This is a genomic window from Janthinobacterium sp. GW821-FHT03A03, assembly GCF_059421435.1.
Genome location: NZ_JBWKUZ010000001.1, coordinates 109,586 through 128,022 on the forward strand (window position 1 = coordinate 109,586; position 18,437 = coordinate 128,022).

General features: G+C 64.4%; 12 protein-coding genes. 2 read left to right on the forward strand and 10 right to left on the reverse strand.

Annotated features, from left to right (window positions below; genetic code table 11):
- The first annotated feature begins 1 nt into the window (after nucleotide 1).
- Nucleotides 2-202, forward strand: a complete 201-nt coding sequence (locus AC07VI_RS00545) for a heavy-metal-associated domain-containing protein (protein ID WP_086144125.1) — start codon at nucleotides 2-4, stop codon at nucleotides 200-202.
- Between the two features lie 54 nt (nucleotides 203-256).
- On the opposite strand, the gene AC07VI_RS00550 is transcribed toward AC07VI_RS00545, so the two are convergent.
- The 8 genes from AC07VI_RS00550 to AC07VI_RS00585 all read right to left on the reverse strand — a co-directional run bounded on the left by AC07VI_RS00550 (nucleotide 257) and on the right by AC07VI_RS00585 (nucleotide 15,429).
- On the reverse strand, nucleotides 257-985 hold the full coding sequence (locus AC07VI_RS00550; protein ID WP_492995312.1) for a glutathione S-transferase: 729 nt from the start codon (nucleotides 983-985) through the stop codon (nucleotides 257-259).
- Nucleotides 986-1,006: 21 nt separating this feature from the next.
- Nucleotides 1,007-1,426 carry a Cu(I)-responsive transcriptional regulator gene (gene cueR, locus AC07VI_RS00555; RefSeq protein ID WP_086144123.1) on the reverse strand — a complete coding sequence of 140 codons (420 nt, stop codon included), beginning with the start codon at nucleotides 1,424-1,426 and terminating at the stop codon, nucleotides 1,007-1,009.
- Between the two features lie 2 nt (nucleotides 1,427-1,428).
- Nucleotides 1,429-3,834: a heavy metal translocating P-type ATPase gene (locus AC07VI_RS00560; protein ID WP_099420249.1), complete on the reverse strand. Its 2,406-nt coding sequence runs from the start codon at nucleotides 3,832-3,834 to the stop codon at nucleotides 1,429-1,431.
- A 72-nt stretch (nucleotides 3,835-3,906) separates the two neighbouring features.
- Nucleotides 3,907-4,632, reverse strand: a complete 726-nt coding sequence (locus AC07VI_RS00565) for a FecR family protein (protein ID WP_319017118.1) — start codon at nucleotides 4,630-4,632, stop codon at nucleotides 3,907-3,909.
- Nucleotides 4,633-4,639: 7 nt separating this feature from the next.
- Nucleotides 4,640-9,709, reverse strand: coding sequence for a beta strand repeat-containing protein (locus AC07VI_RS00570; RefSeq protein ID WP_492995315.1), 5,070 nt, complete (start codon nucleotides 9,707-9,709; stop codon nucleotides 4,640-4,642).
- 16 nt (nucleotides 9,710-9,725) lie between these two features.
- Nucleotides 9,726-11,336 carry a ShlB/FhaC/HecB family hemolysin secretion/activation protein gene (locus AC07VI_RS00575; protein ID WP_086144121.1) on the reverse strand — a complete coding sequence of 537 codons (1,611 nt, stop codon included), beginning with the start codon at nucleotides 11,334-11,336 and terminating at the stop codon, nucleotides 9,726-9,728.
- A 218-nt stretch (nucleotides 11,337-11,554) separates the two neighbouring features.
- Nucleotides 11,555-13,810: a CHASE2 domain-containing protein gene (locus tag AC07VI_RS00580; protein WP_492995317.1), complete on the reverse strand. Its 2,256-nt coding sequence runs from the start codon at nucleotides 13,808-13,810 to the stop codon at nucleotides 11,555-11,557.
- The gene (locus tag AC07VI_RS00585; RefSeq protein ID WP_492995319.1) at nucleotides 13,807-15,429 is read right to left on the reverse strand and encodes a GAF and HD-GYP domain-containing protein; all 1,623 of its coding nucleotides are present in this window, start codon (nucleotides 15,427-15,429) and stop codon (nucleotides 13,807-13,809) included. Before AC07VI_RS00585 ends, AC07VI_RS00580 begins: the two co-directional genes overlap by 4 nt.
- Before the next feature lie 199 nt (nucleotides 15,430-15,628).
- On the opposite strand from AC07VI_RS00585, the gene AC07VI_RS00590 reads away from it, so the two are divergent.
- Entirely contained in the window at nucleotides 15,629-16,525 is an 897-nt protein-coding gene (locus AC07VI_RS00590) for an MBL fold metallo-hydrolase (protein WP_492995321.1), read from the forward strand.
- A gap of 171 nt (nucleotides 16,526-16,696) precedes the next feature.
- Here AC07VI_RS00590 and AC07VI_RS00595 read toward each other — a convergent pair whose 3' ends face one another.
- Together AC07VI_RS00595 and AC07VI_RS00600 are read right to left on the reverse strand one after the other, a co-directional pair.
- On the reverse strand, nucleotides 16,697-17,707 hold the full coding sequence (locus AC07VI_RS00595) for an inorganic phosphate transporter (RefSeq protein ID WP_099375062.1): 1,011 nt from the start codon (nucleotides 17,705-17,707) through the stop codon (nucleotides 16,697-16,699).
- 42 nt (nucleotides 17,708-17,749) lie between these two features.
- Nucleotides 17,750-18,376 carry a DUF47 domain-containing protein gene (locus tag AC07VI_RS00600; protein ID WP_010400015.1) on the reverse strand — a complete coding sequence of 209 codons (627 nt, stop codon included), beginning with the start codon at nucleotides 18,374-18,376 and terminating at the stop codon, nucleotides 17,750-17,752.
- Nucleotides 18,377-18,437 lie beyond the last annotated feature (61 nt).

Sequence of the window (18,437 nt, forward strand, 5' to 3'; positions counted from 1 at the left end):
CATGTATCAGTTACAAGTAGAAAACATGAGCTGCGGCCATTGCGTCGGCTCGGTCACGAAAGCGGTGCAAGCCATCGATCCGCAAGCCCAGGTGCAGATCGACCTGGCCAGCAAGCGCGTCACGGTGGAATCGTCGAGTGAACTGGGCGCCATCAGCGCCGCCATCGTGGAGGCGGGCTACCCCGTTACCCGCGCGCAATAAGCGGCACGCAAAGCGACACGCACAACAGCCGGCCTTCGCGCCGGCTGTCTTTGCTTACCCGTCCAGTTCCGGATAATGGCGGAAGATGCCTTCTTCATTGAAGGCGATTCTGCGCTTCGACTGCAGGTAGCGGGCGATATTCGGCCGCGCCGCCACGACGTCGTGCAACTCAAGCAAGGCGGGGTATGCGGGCGCCAGGCGCGCCATGGCTTGCGGAAACGCAAAGCGCAGGCCGGCCAGCATCTGGAACAGCGACAGGTCGCCATACGTGAGCCGTGCGCCCACCAGATAGTGGCCGCGGCTGCGATTATTCAGCAGGACCTGGGTGAAATAATCGAGGAATTTCGGCAACCGTGTTTCGCGGAAATCCGCGCTGCGCAGCATGGCCGCCTGTTTCTGTTCCTCATAATATTGATTCATCGACAGCGGATGATGCGTGTCGTGCACTTCCGTCAGCCAGTCGGCCATCGTCAGTTGCAGCTGGTTCAGCCATAAACGGCCGCTTTCCGCGCGCGGCGCCAGGCCCAGGCGCCGGCCCAGGTAGAGCAGGATATTGCTGGTCTGGCCGATCAGCAAGTCGCCGTCGCGCAGCACGGGCGGCGCATAGGCCGCCTGTGGCGCGCTGCCGCCATCGAGACAGGCCAGCATGGCGGGAACGCCTTGCCCCTTGCGTTCAGGCAAACGGGCGATATCGCGGTAGTCGGCGCCCGCCTCTTCCAGGGCCAGGCGGATGAATTCGCCGCGCCCCTGTATCGTAGGCCAGTAGTACAGTTCGTAAGCCATACCCACCTCCGTTGATTTACCTCAATGGCAGCAAGCCTTCGCTTCCATATCGCCGGCCAGCCCCAGGCTTTGCAGGATGGGGCAATCAGGCTTGTCGTCGCCGTGGCACGATTGCGCCAGGTGGGCCAGCGTGTCGCGCATTTCCGTCAGTTCGGCGATGCGCTGGTTCAAGTCCGCGACATGGGCCAGGGCGATGCCTTTCACGTCCGCGCTGGCGCGCTGATCGTTTTGCCACAGCGACAGCAACTCGCGTATCTGCTCCAGCGAAAAACCGAGCCCGCGCGCGCGTTTGATAAAACGCAAGGCATGCAAGTCGTTCGGCGTATAAATGCGGTAACCGGCGTCGCTGCGCGCGCTGGGTTTTAGTAAGGCAATACTCTCGTAATAGCGTATCATTTTTGCCGATACGCCGGTTTCACTGGCGGCCTGGCCGATATTCATGCTCATGACTCCTTGGTATGCGCGTTGCCTGCATGACTGCGCGCTTTCCAGCGGCGCAGCAACAGGGCATTGCTGATCACGCTGACGGAACTGAAAGCCATCGCCGCGCCCGCTACCATGGGGTTGAGCAAGCCGAAGGCGGCCAGCGGAATGCCGATCAGGTTGTAAATAAAGGCCCAGAACAGATTCTGCCGTATCTTGCTGTAGGTGCGGCGCGAGATATCGATGGCGTCCGCCACCAGGGCCGGATCGCCGCGCATCAGCGTGATGCCGGCCGCATGCATGGCCACGTCCGTACCCGTCGACATGGCGATGCCCACGTCGGCAGCGGCCAGCGCGGGCGCATCGTTGATGCCGTCGCCCACCATGGCCACTTTCGCGCCCTCGCCTTTCAACACGACAATTTTAGCGGTTTTATCGGCCGGCAACATTTTCGCCGCCACCGTGTCGATGCCCAGGGCCTTGCCGACGGCGTCGGCGCTGCCCTGGTTGTCCCCAGTCAACATCACCGTGCGGATGCCCAGGCTGTGCAGATGGGCAATGGCCGCCTGCGCATTCGGCTTGACCTGGTCGCTGAAGGCGAACAGGCCCAGCAGTTCTGTTCCCGAGGCCAGCCAGGAAATCGTGTTGCCCGTGTTTTCCAGCGACGAGGCCTGTGCCGCCAGCGGCGTCATGTCGACGTGCAACTCCTGCATCAGCCGCGTGCTGCCCAGTTTCAGGTCCAGGCCATCGACATGCGCCGCCAGGCCGCGGCCCGGCAAGGCCGACAGGGCCGTGGCCGGCAAGGGGTCGATGTGGCGCGCGCCGGCCGCATCCAGCACGGCCGTAGCCAGGCTGTGCTCGCTGCCACGCTGGATGCTGGCCGCCAGCTGCAACAGCCGTGCATCGTCGATGCCGTGCGCATGCAGGGCCGCCAGGGCCGGCTTGCCCACCGTCAGGGTGCCCGTCTTGTCGAACACGACGGTATTGACGGCGTGCGCCACTTCCAGCGCTTCCGCATCCTTGATCAGGATGCCGTAGCGGGCGGCAACACCCGTGCCGGCCATGATGGCCGTCGGCGTAGCCAGGCCCAGCGCGCATGGGCAGGCGATGACCAGCACAGCCACGGCATTGATGATGGCGTTTTCCAGCTCGCCGGTCGCGAACCACCAGCCCAGCATGGTCAGCAGCGCCAGCAGCAGCACCACGGGAACAAAAACCGCGCTGACCTTGTCGACCAGATGCTGGATGGGCGCCTTGGCCGCCTGCGCATCTTCCACCAGGCGGATGATGCGCGACAAGGTCGTCTCGCCGCCCACGGCTTGCGTGCGCACCAGCAACAAACCATCGGCATTGATGGCGCCGCCCGTGACCTTGTCGCCCGGATGCTTATCGACCGGCAAGCTTTCGCCCGTGATCAGCGATTCGTTGACCTGGCTGGCACCTTCCACCACCACGCCATCGACGGCCACGCGCTCGCCGGGGCGGATGACCACCAGGTCGCCCACTTTCACCTGTTCCACGGGCAAGTCGAGCTCGACGCCGTCGCGGCGCACGCGGGCCGATTCCGGACGCAAGACTTGCAGCGCGCGGATGGCCGAAGCCGTCTGGCGCTTGGCGCGGCTTTCCAGCCATTTGCCCAGCAACACCAGGGTGATGACGACGGCCGACGCTTCAAAGTACAGGTGCGGCAGCATCTCGCCCGCCGTCAGCCATTGGTAGACAGACAAGCCATATGCGGCGCTCGTGCCCAGCGCCACCAGCAGATCCATATTGCCGCTGCCGGCACGGGCCGCCTTCCAGCCCGCCTTGTAGAAACGCGCGCCAAAATAAAACTGCACGGGCGTGGCCAGGGCGAATTGCGCCCAGCCTGGCAGCATCAAATGGATGCCGGCCCACTCGAGCAGCATGGGCAGCATCAGGGGGAAGGCCAGCACGGCCGCGAACGCCACTTTCATGCCGTCGCGGTTGGGGGCCACTGCGGGCGCGCTGGCCTGGCTGGCGGCGGGCACCGTGGCGGCATAGCCGGCCTTGTCGATGGCGGCGATCAGGGTGGCGGCATCCGCGCCGCCCGTGACCTTGATGCGCGCGCTTTCCGTGGCCAGGTTGACGCTGGCGGCCAGCACGCCCGGCACTTTCAGCAGGGCTTTTTCCACCCGGCCCACGCACGAGGCGCACGTCATGCCGGCGATGTTCAGGTCGATCTCGCGCTGCGCCACCGCATAGCCGGCCTTGTCCACCGCCGCCTGCAAGGTGGCCAGCGGAACGTTCTGGCTGGACGCCACCCTGGCCGTATCGGTGGCCAGGTTGATGCTGGCGCTGGTCACGCCCGGCACGGCCGCCAGCGCCTTTTCAACGCGGGCGGCGCACGAGGCGCAGGTCATGCCGTCGACCGTGAACGATTGCAAATAAGGGGAAGCTGGCTGCATGGCGCGGATCCTGTAGATAAGAGGTGATGTCTACAGGATCGTCCCTACCATGATGGGAAGGTCAAGCGAAACTTAGCGTACTTCGCAGTCGACGTTGTTCGACTTGCCCGGCGTGGTACTGCTGGCGGTCGGGGGCATGCTGGAATTGAACACGGGCGGCGGCGCAAACTTCATGCCCGGATTGGTCGGCAGCACCACCGGCGGCTGCCGGAAATTCGGCGTATAGCCGAACTGGTCGGCGGAAAAATTACTCGTACCCGATGGATTCGTCACATGAATCAGGCCATCGAGCACTTGCACATACAGGCCGGGAGCCCGTGGCGTCGACGATGCAGGCGCCGACACCACAGGCGTCGACAGTGCAGGCGTCGACGGGCCAATATACTCGGCAATAAATGTCGTGCCGCGAATGCCGATGGTGGCGGCCGGCGTCTTCATCTCGAAGCGCTCCTTGTTGCGCTTGCCCAGCAGCCCCGTGACGGAACGCAAGCCCCCCTTGAGCAGGCTGAAGATGGCGTGGTCGCCATCGGGCTGCTCGGCCGTGTAGCTGAATTGCTCGATCACGAAACTGGTATTCGGTTTCAAGGTGATTTCGCTATTGTCGATCAGCTTGATCAAGGCATAGGTCTCTTTTTCCGTCAGCAAGGTGTCGCCCTGCTCGACTTCGGACTTGATGGCCAGCAATTTCACCTTGCCGTCAGCCTTTTTCACCATCAGCGGACCGCTCAATTGCATGACGGTACCGGCCACCTGCCCAGCCCAGGCGTGCGCGCCCACGCACATCAGAGCCAGCCACAAAAAGGCATTAATTACAGTACATTTTTTTAGCAGCATCATTTTTTGTAAGTCCTGTTGAGTTACCTGTGGAGGCGGCACCATCCTTGTCGTCCGGTACCTTGTCATCCGGCTTGACTGGCAGCATGAAAGCGAGCGGGGCGTTGGCATGGTCGGCCTGCTTGATGACGTTCAATGTGCTATTGGTGATGACGATGATGACGGGCTGGTCGATGGTCGTGACGGGCAGGAAGATGGCATCCGCCATGGACACCGCGCCGTTCGGCGCCTGCAAGCTGACGTTGGCGCGCTGGCGGTTGATGCGCACACCGGAACCGCCCGTGATGCCGCCCGTTTTCGCCAGCACGCTCATGCTGGTCGCCGCCGGCAAAGTGAAGCCGGCCGTGTCCGCAAAGCGCACATTGCCTTGTGCGCTGGCGGAAAAATTACCGCCGCCGACGATCTTGGCGTTGCCGCCGACAAGGACGTCGCCGCCTGCCATCAGGCTGATGTCGCGCGCCGCCGCCAGCTGCGCGCCATCGCCCAGCACCACGTCGGTGCTGGCATTGAGCGCGATGTCATTGCCCGCGATCCTGCCGTTGACGGTAACGGGGCTGTGCGCCGTCACGCTGACGTTGCCGCCATTCGCATCGATATTGCCAGCCGTGACGCCGCCCGTATTGTCGATGGCGATATTGCCCGCGCCAGTGGTCAGCGTTCCCAGGGTCAAGATGCCCGGCGCCGAGGTATTGTTCAGCGCAATGCCGCCCCCGGCACGATTGCTGGCGCTAAAACTGCTGACCTGATTGCCCGCATTACTCAACACGATGCCGTCGCGCGCCTGCGCGGTCAGGCTGCTGGCGAGCACCGCACCGTCCTGGCCGATGGCGCCGTTCAGGGCGCTCAGCTGCACATCGTTGGCCGCCAGGCTGGCGAAGCGCAGGTCGCCAGCCGCTTGCGTGATGGCCAGCTGGCCCGCCAGCCGGATGGCGCCGGCAGTCTGATTAAAGCTGTTGGCGACGAGCAAGTTGCCGTTGCCGCTCAGCAAGCCGCCGCCTTGCGCGTAGCGGTCGGTCGACAGGCTGCCGTTCAGCAACAGGCTGCCGCCGTTGACTTCCAGGCTGGCCAGCAGGGAACTATCCGGCGCCTTATCACCGAGGGTCAGGCTGCCGCCCGTCAGCAGTAAGCCCGCGGACGCCGTCAGTTTTTTCAGAATGGTGTTGCCGGCCGCCGCGCTGTAGGTCACGATGCCCTTGCTGTTGCTAAAGTCGACAGCCAGCACGTTCGCGCCCTCCGGTACCACGCCGCCGTCCCAGTTGGCCGCATCGCTCCACAAGCCGCTGCCGCTGCCTACCCAGGTCGACAATTGTTTTTGCGCAATCGTCGCCTGCGTCGTACCGCCCGTTGAGGTCAGCAGGTAATTACCCGCATCGGCGCCGCCCAGGCTCAGGTTCGTCACGAATACCGTCTTGCCCGCGCCCGCATTCTTGTCGCTGAAGCTGGCCAGGGCCGACAGGTCCAGGCGGTCACCGGCAACCCTGTCATCGCCGAAACCCAGCGCGGCGCCCGTCGTGCCGTCATAGACCTTGTTGACGCCGTTAAATTGCACGTTGAGGGTGCGCGGCGTGATGGCGAAAGTCGTCGTGCCGCCCATGGTGATGTCGTACTTGGTCGACCACAGGCCCGTCGCAGCATAGCTGCCCACGTTGCGCGCGTTGCTGCCGTAGCCGAGGCTGCCATTCACGCCCGTGTCGCCGTCGATCAATCCCACATAGGCGATCGAACCGAGGAAGGCGGCCAGCTGGCCATCGTAGACCTTGCCCGTGGCATTGCCCGCGAGGTTCACTTGCAGCGGCTTGAGGAAAGCCTTCAGCATCGGCGTCGTGTAGCCTTCGTACATGCGCCACACGCTGCTGAAATTGTAGTCGCTGAAGCTGCCCTGCTGCCGCATCTGCGCCGTGCTGCGGCCGCTGGATCCGCCGCCACCGGTCTGCACCAGCGATGTTTCATAATTGAAAAAACCATAGCTGAACGGGGAACCGGCGGACACGCGGCCGGCCACCGCGCCCACGGACGCGTAGCCGTCGCCGCTCACGGCGCCGCTGCTGAAGACATGGCTGACGCTGCCCGTGCTTTCACCGACCAGCCCGCCCATGTTTTCCATGGACAGGATGGGATCGGCGGTAACGGCCCGCCCCACGGCGCCGCTGGCATATGCATCGTCGATGCTGCCGCCGTTCAAGCCCACCAGGCCGCCGATGCTGCGCGCGCCAGTGACATTGCCGGTGGCATAAGACTGGCTCAGCGCGCCCTGGTTGTTGCCGACCAGGCCGCCGATCATCTCGCGCGCGCCCGTCACCACGCCGGTGGCGTACGAAGTCGCGATGCTGGCGCCGGACGCATTCGAGCCCGCCAGGCCGCCGATGGCGCCGCCGTTGTCGGCATTGACGCCGGTGACGGCGCCGCTGCTGGCCGACAGCGTGATGGCGCCGCCGTTGCTGCCCACCAGGCCGCCGACATTGCGCTGGCCGCTGACGGCGACGCTGCTGTTCACGCCGGATATAGTGCCGCTGACGACCTCGCCGGCCAGCGCGCCCACGTTCGCCCTGCCGGTGACGCTGCCGCCGCTCAGGGTCAGGTTGCGCAAGGTGCCGCCCTGCACGGTGCCAAACAGGCCTGCCGCCGGTCCTGGCACCAGGCTGCGGTCGATTTTCAAATTGCTGAGTGTAAATCCGCCGCCATCGAACATGCCGGAAAAACCGATGCCGCTGCCGGCGATCGGCACGAAGCCCTGGCCATCGTTCCAGTTCGCCGTGCCGCTGGCGTCGATATTGCCGGCCAGGCGATAGCTGTTGCCCAGACCGAGGCTGGCGATGCCTTGCAAGCCATAGATATCGGCGAGCAGATAAGGTGTGGCGGCACCGTCGCCGCCGGCCACGCGCAGGAAACTGGCGCCGCTGCCGATGGTGAAGTTTCTGGCGCTAAATTCTGGCAGGGCCGCCGCGTTTTGCACCCAGACGCCGCCGTCGAGCACAAAGCTGCCGCCCACCGTCACGGCGCCCGTGGCCGTGATGGCGGAACCGGAATTGAGGTGCAGATCGCCGGTCCTGGCAAGCGCATCCGATATCCGCAAGCCGCCCGTATTCGTACCGTCGCCGATGGTCAGCGACGCGGCCGAGATGCCGGCCAGCTCAACCGCGTTCAAACTGAGGGCCGTACCCGATTTGGTGCCCAGGTCGATGCTGCGCGCACTGCTCAGGGGCTTGATGATGACATTTGCGCCGCCCGCCGTGCCGCCGACGTCGATGCCGCCGGCAACGGTGATATTGTCGGCCTGCAGGGTCACCGTCTGGCCGGCGATGCCGCTGCCAGCAAGCTGGCTGGCGCCGCCCGACAGATTGATGCCGCCCAGCGCGTCATTCGCGCGCAAGCTCAGATTGCCGTTACCGACATGGACCGTGGCGGCTCCTTCGATGCTGGCGCCGGATAGCGAAATGTTGCCGCCGTTGCTGGTGATGGCCGCGTTCAGATTGACGTTTGATCCCAGGCCATAGTTGCCGCCGGTGCTAGCAGGGTCATTCGCCGACAGGGTCACATTGCCGCCGTTGGTGGTGATGGCGGCGTAGACATTGATGGTTTCACCCGCCTGCGCCGTCAGGCTGACGCCGGAATTGAGCATGTTCACCGAACTGCTGAAATTGATGCGGTGCAGGGCTTGCAAGGTGACGTCGCTGGTGGCGCCGGAGATCGTATCGGCGCCGATGCTGGTGCTGCCGCTCGACGGCATGTCGCTGAACTGATCGACATTGGCAAGGCTGCCGCCTGCGCCCTGCACCACGTCGATATCATACGGATCGAGCAGCCAGTTGCCGCGCTTGCCGCGCGCCGCGCTGGTATTGACGCGGATGCCGTCGACGGCCAGGTAATGGCCGGACGTTTCCACGAAGCCGCCGTCGCCGCCCTGCGCCCCGCCGCGCGCGGAAATGCTGCCGTGCACCTGGGCCGATTCATTGCCCCAGGCGATGACCTTGCCGCCGTTGCCGCTGACAATCGCATCGGCATTGACGCTGGCATCCTTGCCGACGAGCACTTGCCGCGCATTTTGCACGGCCGCGTTCTTGCCCTGGTAATCGCCGCCCAGCAAGACCGTGCCGCCACCCGTGGCGCCGCTGGCATCGACGCGCGCATTGCCTTGCAAGCCCACCTGGTCGCCCAGCACGCGGATCTCGCCGCCCTTGCCCGCCGCGCCCGTGGCGCTGGTGATGCTGCCCGCCTCGAGCAACGCCTTGCCGCTGGCCTTGAGCACGATCTTGCCGTTCTCGCCCATGACGGCGCTGTTTGCATTGAGCACGCCGCGCTGGCTGACCAGCGCGCCGGCCATGCCGATGCTGCCGCCCTGGGCGATGATCTGGCCCAGGTTCAGGGCCTGGTCCGCCGGCGCCGACACCAGCACGCGCAATTCCGGGTTGCCGGGGTCGGCCAGCTGCACGCTGCGCCCGGCCGACAGGATCACTTCGCCATTCGGCGCCGTGATGACGCCGGTGTTTTCCACGTTCGGCGCGATCAGCAGTACCTGCCCGCCCTTGCCGGCATTGATCACACCCGCATTGCTGACACCGCCGGCCGCGCCGCCCGCCGTAAACTGGCGCTTGCCAGCCAGGAAATCCTCATTCGACATACCCAGGCTGGACGCGACCAGGCCGTTCACGTCCACTCTCGCCCCATGGCCGAAGACGATGCCGTTCGGGTTGATCAGGAAGACCTTGCCGTTCGATTCCAGGCTGCCGAGGATCTTGCTGGGGTCTTGTCCCGTAATGCGGTTGAGTACGGCGCTATTGCCGTTTTGCTGGATGAAACGCGTGATTTCACCCGCATGGATGGAAAAACTCTGCCAGTTGATGATGGTGTTGGGCGTGTTCGTAATCGAGAACACATTGCCCTGCTGGTTGAACGTGGCTTGTCCATTGACCACCTGCGGCAAGGCGGGGTTGGCTTGCGCTGCGCCGAAACAGCCGGCGAGCAGCAGCGCCAGCGCCGTGCGCCGCAACGGCGGACCGCAGGGCGGCAACGGCAAGGCGGAAAAGGTGGCGTTATTGTGCATGGTGTTCATCCTGATGCTAGTAAGCCAAGGCGAGTCGGAAATGCAGGCGGTTGGCGCCGCGCTGGCCCGTGTCGCCGCCGTTGACGACGTGCGCGTAATCGAGTTGCAGATTGGCGTAGCGGCTCAGCAGCAAACGCACGCCGAGTCCCCCGCTGGCGATGCCTTGCGAGGCGCTTTCGCCGGGCAGCGCATGGTTGCGGCGCAGCCAGGCCGTGTCATAAAACGCCAGCGCGCGGCACTGGTAGCCGAGGGCCTGGCCGCACCAGTTCGGCGTGTACAGCTCCAGATTCAGGCTGGCGCCGGAATCATTCGCTACCTCGCGCTCGGCGAAGCCGCGCACGGACGCGGCACCGCCGGCGCCGAACTGCTCGCCAGGCACCAGCGCGTCCGGCGTGACCTGGGCATTGAACAGGGCGCGCCATTGCCAGTCGTTGGCCAGCACGCGGCCCGAGCTGGCGCTCAGCCGCAAGGTATTGTAGGCGGCCTTGGCATGCGCGCGCACGCGGTCGAAATCGGCTTGCGCACCGTGTTTTCCACCAGGAATGTTATGCGTGAAGGTGACAGCCACGCTGGTCTCGCCTGCGGGCAGCGACCAGGCGCCGATATAGCTGACGCTGAGCGGGTGCACGGTAACATCGGCGCCCAGCTCCATGCCGAACAGCTGCACGCTGTTGCGGTAAGCCTTGTAATCGATGCCGTACACGAGCTTGGGCTCGAAATCGTCGCGGCGGGCGAAGTTCTGGTTGTAGCGGATGCCGGCCATGCTGCCCTGGCCGCTGACGGCCAGATCAAAAATGCCAGCCGAAACGCTGCCCGAATCGACGTTCGAATAGCTGGCGAAAAAGTCCATCGAATCGCCCAGCGCGTACAGCGGCAAGTGGTAGCCGGCGCCATACACGCCGACCTTGTCCGGTTTTTCCAGGCTGCTCGTGTATTGCAAACTGGCAACATGATCGCGCCCGAACAGATTGGCATGCTGCAGCACCACGCCCGCGTGCGTCTTGCCCGTTTGCGTATTGCCCGTATTGTCCACGTTGAGCATGGCTTTCCAGGGCTTCTCATCGGCTACCGTGACGCTGGCGTCGATGGCGCCCGCCGGTTCGTCGGCCTGCAGGCGCACTTCGATCTTGCGCGCCGGGTTTTCATTGGCCAGCTTCAGGCTTTGCGACAGGGCCGCCAAGTTCGGCGTCTCGCCTTCGCGGAGATGCGGCAAGGCGCGCCGCACATTGGCCTCGTCCACATAGGCATTGCCGCTGACGGCAACCTTGCCCAGCGGTGTTTGCAGCACGCTCAGGCGCACCACGCCCCGTTCCAGCTCCTGTTCAGGCAATTGCACCTGCACGGCGCCGTAGCCGCGCGCGCGATAGGCGTTTTCCAGCGCCTCGACGGCGCGCGCCAGGTAGGAAAAATCGCGCTGCGGCCCCGCAAACGGCGCCAGCAAGGCCTGCACGTGGACGTCGCTGAGCAAGGTGTTGCCCTGCACCTCAAAACGGCTGATGTCGAAGCGCGGCACGCCGTCCTCCTGCGCAGCAGGCGTGGTGTCATCCATGGAAACGGCAGCGCCGGCGGCGCCGACGGCGAACAGCAGCGCGGAACCCGCAAGCAGGTGCACCAATCGATATGTCATGTGAAGGATTTCTTGTGTAACCGGACAAGCGCGCGGTCCCGCGGGCGCCAGGGCACTGTATCCGGCAATGGATTGAAGACAAATTTTAGACGGCTTTTAGTTTCCAGTCAGAAATTTCTAACGTTTTCCCGCGATTTTCACGGCAGCAGCACCATACATCATGCATACAAGCGCGAAAAATGATGCAAGCGACAACATTTTCCGGTCACATCACGGCCTTATTTATTACGCAATACGGTCACGCCATCCCAGTGGACTGGCGGCGGCGCAAGGCGGTACTGCGCCAGCCGCCCCGCGTACAGGCGGTACAGACCGTCTTCGGGGAAATCCGTCTGCAGGCTGGCCACGGCGGCCGCGGCAGCGTCCCAGTCCCGCGCGCGCAACAGCGCCAGGGCCTCGCTCCAGCGCGCCAGCTGGGCCAGTTCCTGCGCATCCGCATCGTCGCGCATGCCGCGTGGCTCGAAAATGGCCACGGCCTCCTGCTTGCCCAGCACCCTGACCAGGTCCAGCTCGCGATACAGGAAGGCGGGAGCCGCCGCGCGCGTGGCGGCCCCCACGACGATGCCCACGCCATATTGCTTGCTGGCCCCCTCCAGGCGCGCGGCCAGATTGACGTTGTCGCCCATCACGGTATAGGCGCGGCGAATGCGCGAGCCCATGTCGCCCACATGCATGGCGCCCGTATTGATGCCGATGCCGATGCGCAGCGGCGGCCAGCCGCGCGCGCAAAACTGCTGGTTCAGCCGCGCCGCGCTGCGCTGCATCAGCAGCGCGCTGGCCACGGCCCGGCTGGCATGGTCGGCAAAGGCCACGGGCGCGCCCCAGAACGCCATCACAGCGTCGCCGATGTATTTGTCCAGAGTGCCGCCGTGGCTGTCGCGGATATCCTGCGACATGGCGGTCAGGTACTGATTGATGTATTCGCGCAGCGTGGCAGGCGCCAGCTGCTCGGAAATGGCCGTAAAGCCGCGCACGTCGGCAAACAGCACCGTCAATTCGCGGTTCTCGCCATCCATCGTGTAACGCTGCGGGTTGTCCGCCATCTCGGCCACCAGTTCGGGCGCCACGTATTCGCCGAAGCGGGCCACCAGCGCGCGTCCCTTGCGCACCTCGAAAAAATAGCCCCAGGCCAGGTTGACGATGAACAGCGCGACGATCAGCAGCAACAGCACGGCACCGCCCAGCACCAGGTCGTGCACGGCGTACAGGTACAGGTTGATGCCGATGGCGGCCGCCAGCGCGCCCACGGCAGCCAGCATGACGCCGGCCGGCGGCAGCACGGCCAGTGCGCCGGCCAGCAGCAGGCCAAACAGCACGATCTGCACCAGTTCGAGCGCCGGCGCGTAGTCGGGGCGTGCCTTGAAGCGCCCGTCGAGGATGGACTTGATCAGGTTGGCATGCACTTCCACCCCCGGATATTCCGCATTCACGGGCGTGGCGCGAATATCGTTCAGGCCAGGCGCGGTGGTGCCCACCAGCACGATGGCGCCCTTGAGCAGCGCGGCAGGCACCGTGCCGGCCAGCACGTCGGCAGCGGAGACATATCGGAAGGCGCCGCCGGCGGGGCCGCCCGTGCCGCGGTACTGCACCGTGGTGGTCAAGGCTTCGCCGACGGGAATCGCCATCGCGCCGCGCGGCGCAAACAGCACGACGTGTTCCAGGCCGCCATTCGCCAGTTCGCGTGCCGACAGGCTGTCGGCCGTGCCCGTGAAACGGGGGGCGATGGCGCGCGCCTGCAGGTAGACGGCGGCCGTGGCCAGCGACAGCGAAGGGTAATAGCCATCGCCGATACGCTGCAACAGGGTCGAGGAACGCACCACGCCATCGGCGTCGGTCAGCGCCGTGAAGATGCCGGCGCCGCGCGCGGCCGCCTGCAGGGGCGCGATATTGGCTTCGTAGCCGCGCGCCACGTAGGCCGTGAGCGTGCGCCCGTTCAAATCGGCGACGGTGAAGGCGGGCTTGGGCAGCACGCCCTTCCTTTGCTGCGCCGAGACGCTGTAGCCGAGCACCACGGGCTGGCCGCGCATGGCATCGGCCAGCAGGCCGTCGTAGTCCATGGCCGGACGCAGTTTTTCCAGCTGCGCCGGCAAGCCGGGCACGCCGGCCAGTTCGCCGCGCGCCAGCCTTTCCAGCACGGCGTAGCCGGAGCTGGTGTCAGGCTCGGGAAAGGAAATATCAAAGCCCAGCGCTGCCACGCGGTAATGGCCGGTGAGCTGGCGCACCAGGCGCGCCTGGACGTCGCGGCCCCAGGGAAAGCGCCCTATCCGCGCCAGGCTTTGTTCATCGATATCGACGATGACGATGCGGCCGTCGAGCTGCGGCTTTTCCGCGCGCATGCGCCAGTCGCCCAGCATGGCGTCCAGACGCGCGATGTTTTCGTTGCCTGCCAGACAGGCGATGGCGGCGCCCAGGATCAGGAGCACGCCCAGCAGCCAGCGCGCGCCATGCCTGCGCAAGGCCGGCGACAGCTTCAAGGGGTGTAGCCCGGGATGGACGCCTCGTCGACGGCATCGATCTGGCTCGGATGCAGGTGCTTTTCAGCAAAGGTCAGATACACCTTGCTGCGGATGAAGACGTCGAACAGCTCCGGGTCGATATGCCCGTTCAGGCTGAAATTGCCGAGGATGCGCAGGGATTCGGACAGCGGCTTGCCTTTTTTATACGGCCGGTCGCGCGCCGTCAGCGCCTCGAAAATGTCGGCGATGGCCATCAGCCGCGCCGGCACCGACATCTGCTCCCTGGTCAGCCCCCGCGGATAGCCCTTGCCGTCCATGCGCTCGTGGTGACCGCCCGCATACTCGGGCACCTTGCTCAGGTGCTTGGGCCATGGCAGCGCCTCGAGCATGCGGATCGACACGCTGATATGGTTGTTGACGATGGCCCGTTCGGCCGCCGTCAGGGTGCCGGCGCGGATGGTCAGGTTTTCCGTCTCGTCGGCGTCGAGGAAATCGCTCAGTTCGCCGTCGGCCGCGCGCCAGCGGCGCCGCGCGATCTGCCGCACTCTTTCCTGGTCGGCCGGCGCCATGCTTTCACCGCCCACATTGACGCGGCGGATGAACTCGCGCTCTTCGCGCAGCGCGGCCTGTTCCTGCGCCAGCGCCTGCATGATGGCGTCCTTCTGCTGCGGCTGCGCCGCCTGCTGGCGCAGGGCGGCGATCTCGGCGTCGCGCAGCAGCACTTCGTAGCGCGTGTCGATCAGGGCGATGCGATCAAAAATGGTTTCCAGCTTGGTGGCCTTGTCGACCACGTGCACGGGCGTGGTGATCTTGCCGCAATCGTGCAGCAGGCCTGCCAGCCACAGCTGCTTGCGCTCGTTCTCGCTGAGGCGAAACTGGGCCAATGGCCCCGTATCGACAGCATGGGCGGCGTCGGCCAGCAGCATCGTCAGTTCGGGCACGAACTGGCAATGGCGGCCCGTGTACGGCGACTTTTCATCGATGCCGATATTGATCAGGGTGACGAGCGACTCGAGCAGCTCTTCGAGCTGCGAAATGAGCAGCTGGTTCGTCAGCGCCACGCCAGCCTGCGCCGCCAGGGCTTCGATGAAACGCTGGTCGGTCGGCGAAAAGGCGCGCACCTGGCCCGTCTCGCCATCCTTGGCATTGATCAGTTGCAGCACGCCGATCAAGTCTCCCTCGTGGTCGCTCATGGGCACCGTCAGGATCGATTGCGTATGGTAGCCATGATGGCGGTCGAATTCGCGCATGCCGGAAAAATTGAAGGCCTCGTCGCGGTAGACGTCGGCGACATTCACGCAGCGGCGCAGGTTGGCGGCATACGCGGCCACCGATGCCAGGTTGGCCTGGCCGGCGGCGTCGAACAGGGGCACGCCGGGCAAGCCGATGTCCGCCCCTTGCATGATGCCCAGGCTGTCGTTGACGCTGATGTGGAAATCGAGCTGGCGGCCGTCCGCGGCGGGCCGGTACAGCGTGGCGCCGTCGGCGCCGCTCATGTTTTTTGCCAGCATAACGATGCGCTGCAACAACGGTCCGAGATCGCGCCCCTGGCCTCCCTGTCCATGGCCGAGCGCGACACTGAGCTCGGTCAATTGCTCCAGTCTGTGGGCGATTTTCTCAGGGTGCAGCTGAGGCATGTTGGCAGCGATCAGGTAATGGGCAAGCAAAAAAAGGGGAAGTCGGCAAGCGCCAGTGTAACGGCCGTCCCGCGCACTGTACATTACTTAGTCACAACAGAATGAAATAACTTGCCGTGTTGCAACACTCACAAATGTTGCCGCCAATCTCATTAATTAGAATAGAATCAACAATAATTACACTGTAACAAGGTACTGAATGAAATTCACGTTCAGGGGCGTACGCGGCTCTATCCCCTCCCCCGGTCCGCGCACGGCCCGCTATGGCGGCAACACCACGTGCATCGAAGTGCGCACCGACGACGACAGCCTGATCATTCTCGATGCGGGCAGCGGCATCTTTTCACTGGCGCAGCAGCTGCCGGCGGGCCAGCCCGTCGATGCGCACGTCTTCATCACGCACAGCCACTGGGACCACATCCATGGCTTGCCCATGTTCTCGCCCCTGTTCGTGGCCGGCAACCGCATGCGCCTGCATGGCGCCATGGACGCCATCAGCGGGCGCGGCATCGAGCATGTAATGGCGGTGCAGCTGCAAAACAGCTACTTTCCCGTCAGCGAAGCGGCCATGGCGGCCCGCATCGAGTACCGCACCCTGGCGCCCGGCGACACCGTCGAAGTGGGGAGCGCGCGCGTGCGCGGCGCGGAAATGAACCATCCGGTCGTCAACCTGGGCTATCGCATCGACTGCGCCGGCGCCTCGCTGTTTTTCAGCGGCGACCATGAACCGTTCTACAACCTGCATCCGCCCGGCCATGCCGAACACGCGGCCTGCGCGGCGCGCAACGCGCAGCGCCAGGCCGGCATCGATGCGCTGGTCGCCGGCGTCGATGCGCTGATCATGGACTGCTCCTACACGCGCGAGGAATACCCGGGCAAGCAGGGCTGGGGCCACGGCACCTTCGACGCGGCCTTCGACCTGGCCCTGCGCTGCGGCGCGCGGCGCCTGTACTGCACCCACCACGAACCGACGCGCAGCGACGCGCAACTGGAAGCCGTGTTCGCCGACGTGATGGGCCGCTATGCGAGCCGGCTGGGCAGCCTGCAGGTCTTCCTCGCCAGCGAGGGGCTGACGGTGGAACTGGCCGGCGCATAAAAAAAGGGAACCTTTTGGTTCCCTTTTTTATACATGCGCCCAGTTGACCCAAGGCCATCTGAAAACCGTAGCGAGCAAGCCCGATATCGGACTGAGTAGCGGAGCTGTACTTTAGTACAGTGAGCAACGGATATTCGATAGTGGGCTGCGCAGTAGGTTTGCAGAGGTGCCTTACATGATGTGGTGGCCAATCCACCAGGCGACTGCCGCGACAAACGCGGAAGCGGGAATCGTGAAGATCCAGGCCCAGACGATATTGCCAGCCACGCCCCAGCGCACGGCCGACATTTTTTGCGACGAGCCGACGCCGACGATGGCACCCGTGATCGTATGCGTGGTCGACACGGGAATGCCCAGCGCCGTCGAGACGAACAGGGTGATCGCGCCGCCCGTTTCGGCGCAGAAGCCGCCGACCGGTTTCAACTTGGTGATCTTCTGGCCCATGGTCTTGACGATGCGCCAGCCGCCGAACAGGGTGCCGAAGCTGATCGCCGTGTAGCACGAGATGATGACCCACATCGGCGGCATCTGGTCGTTCGCGCTGGAATAACCTGCGGCGATCAGCAGCATCCAGATAATGCCGATGGTTTTTTGCGCATCGTTGCCGCCGTGGCCCAGGCTGTAGGCGGCGGCCGATGCCAGTTGCAGGCGGCGGAACCACTTGTCGACCTTGCGCGGCGTCGAGCGGACGAATATCCACGACACGAGCAGCATCATGATGGAGCCGAACACAAAACCCAGCACGGGCGCGATGACGATGAAGGCCACGGTTTTCCACAGGCCGGCCGCGACCAGCGCGCCCGTGCCCGACTTGGCGACGGCGGCGCCCACCAGGCCGCCGATCAGCGCGTGCGAGGACGACGATGGAATGCCGTAGTACCAGGTAAACAAATTCCAGAAGATGGCGCCCATCAGCGCGCCGAAGATCACGTACTGGTCGATCACGGCCGGGTCGATGGTGCCCTTGCCCACCGTGGCGGCCACGGTCAGCTGGTGGAACACGAAGATGGCGACGAAGTTGAACGTGGCGGCCATGGCAACCGCGGTCTGCGGTTTCAATACGCCCGTCGAGACCACCGTGGCGATCGCGTTGGCGGCATCGTGGAAGCCGTTCATGAAGTCAAACAGCAGCGCGAGGACGATCAACAGGCCTAGCACGTAGATGCTGATTTGTATGGTCATTGTAGTTTCTTTTCTGATTCTGGTTCAGGACAGGCCCAACGCTTACGCGTTTTCGACGATGATGCCTTCGATAATATTGGACACGTCTTCGCAACGGTCGGTCACGGTTTCCAGAATTTCGTAGATCGCTTTGAGCTTGATCAGGTTGCGCACGTCCGGTTCGTCGCGGAACAGCTTGGACATCGCGGCGCGCATCACATGGTCGGCGTCCGATTCCAGGCGGTCGATCTCTTCGCAGATGGCGACGATCTTGCGCGAATTATCCATGTTGTGCAGCATGGCGACGGCGTCGCGCACTTTCTCGGTGCAGGCCAGCACCAGTTCAGCCAGGCGCTTGGCTTCCGGCGTGACGGCTTTCAGGTCGTACAGCGAGACGGTTTGCGCGGCGTCTTCCAGCAGGTCGAGGATGTCGTCCTGGCGCGTGATCAGCTGATGGATGTCATCGCGGTCGATCGGCGTGATGAAGGTCTTGTGCAGCATTTCCACGGTGGCGTAGGTGACTTTGTCCGCCTGTTTCTCGATGCTTTCGATCGCATGCACGCGGTTTTCCAGGTCGTCGAAATTGGTCATCAGGCCGAGCATCTCTTTTGCGCCTTTGACGCACAGTTCCGCGTGCTGGTTAAACAATTCAAAAAACTTGCCCTCAGTGGGCATCAAGCGTCCAAACATGTCATTCTCCGTTAAGCATTGAGTCGTGTTATTTACTACAGAAAGCCGCCCCGTATGAGGG

Bases quoted from the DNA above. Each gene is read 5' to 3' on its own strand.
- AC07VI_RS00575 (WP_086144121.1), bottom strand. From the start codon at position 11,336: ATGACATATCGATTGGTGCACCTGCTTGCGGGTTCCGCGCTGCTGTTC.
- AC07VI_RS00570 (WP_492995315.1), bottom strand. From the start codon at position 9,709: ATGCACAATAACGCCACCTTTTCCGCCTTGCCGTTGCCGCCCTGCGGT.
- AC07VI_RS00545 (WP_086144125.1), top strand. From the start codon at position 2: ATGTATCAGTTACAAGTAGAAAACATGAGCTGCGGCCATTGCGTCGGC.
- cueR (WP_086144123.1), bottom strand. From the start codon at position 1,426: ATGAATATCGGCCAGGCCGCCAGTGAAACCGGCGTATCGGCAAAAATG.
- AC07VI_RS00590 (WP_492995321.1), top strand. From the start codon at position 15,629: ATGAAATTCACGTTCAGGGGCGTACGCGGCTCTATCCCCTCCCCCGGT.
- AC07VI_RS00550 (WP_492995312.1), bottom strand. From the start codon at position 985: ATGGCTTACGAACTGTACTACTGGCCTACGATACAGGGGCGCGGCGAA.
- AC07VI_RS00595 (WP_099375062.1), bottom strand. From the start codon at position 17,707: ATGACCATACAAATCAGCATCTACGTGCTAGGCCTGTTGATCGTCCTC.
- AC07VI_RS00585 (WP_492995319.1), bottom strand. From the start codon at position 15,429: ATGCCTCAGCTGCACCCTGAGAAAATCGCCCACAGACTGGAGCAATTG.
- AC07VI_RS00600 (WP_010400015.1), bottom strand. From the start codon at position 18,376: ATGTTTGGACGCTTGATGCCCACTGAGGGCAAGTTTTTTGAATTGTTT.
- AC07VI_RS00560 (WP_099420249.1), bottom strand. From the start codon at position 3,834: ATGCAGCCAGCTTCCCCTTATTTGCAATCGTTCACGGTCGACGGCATG.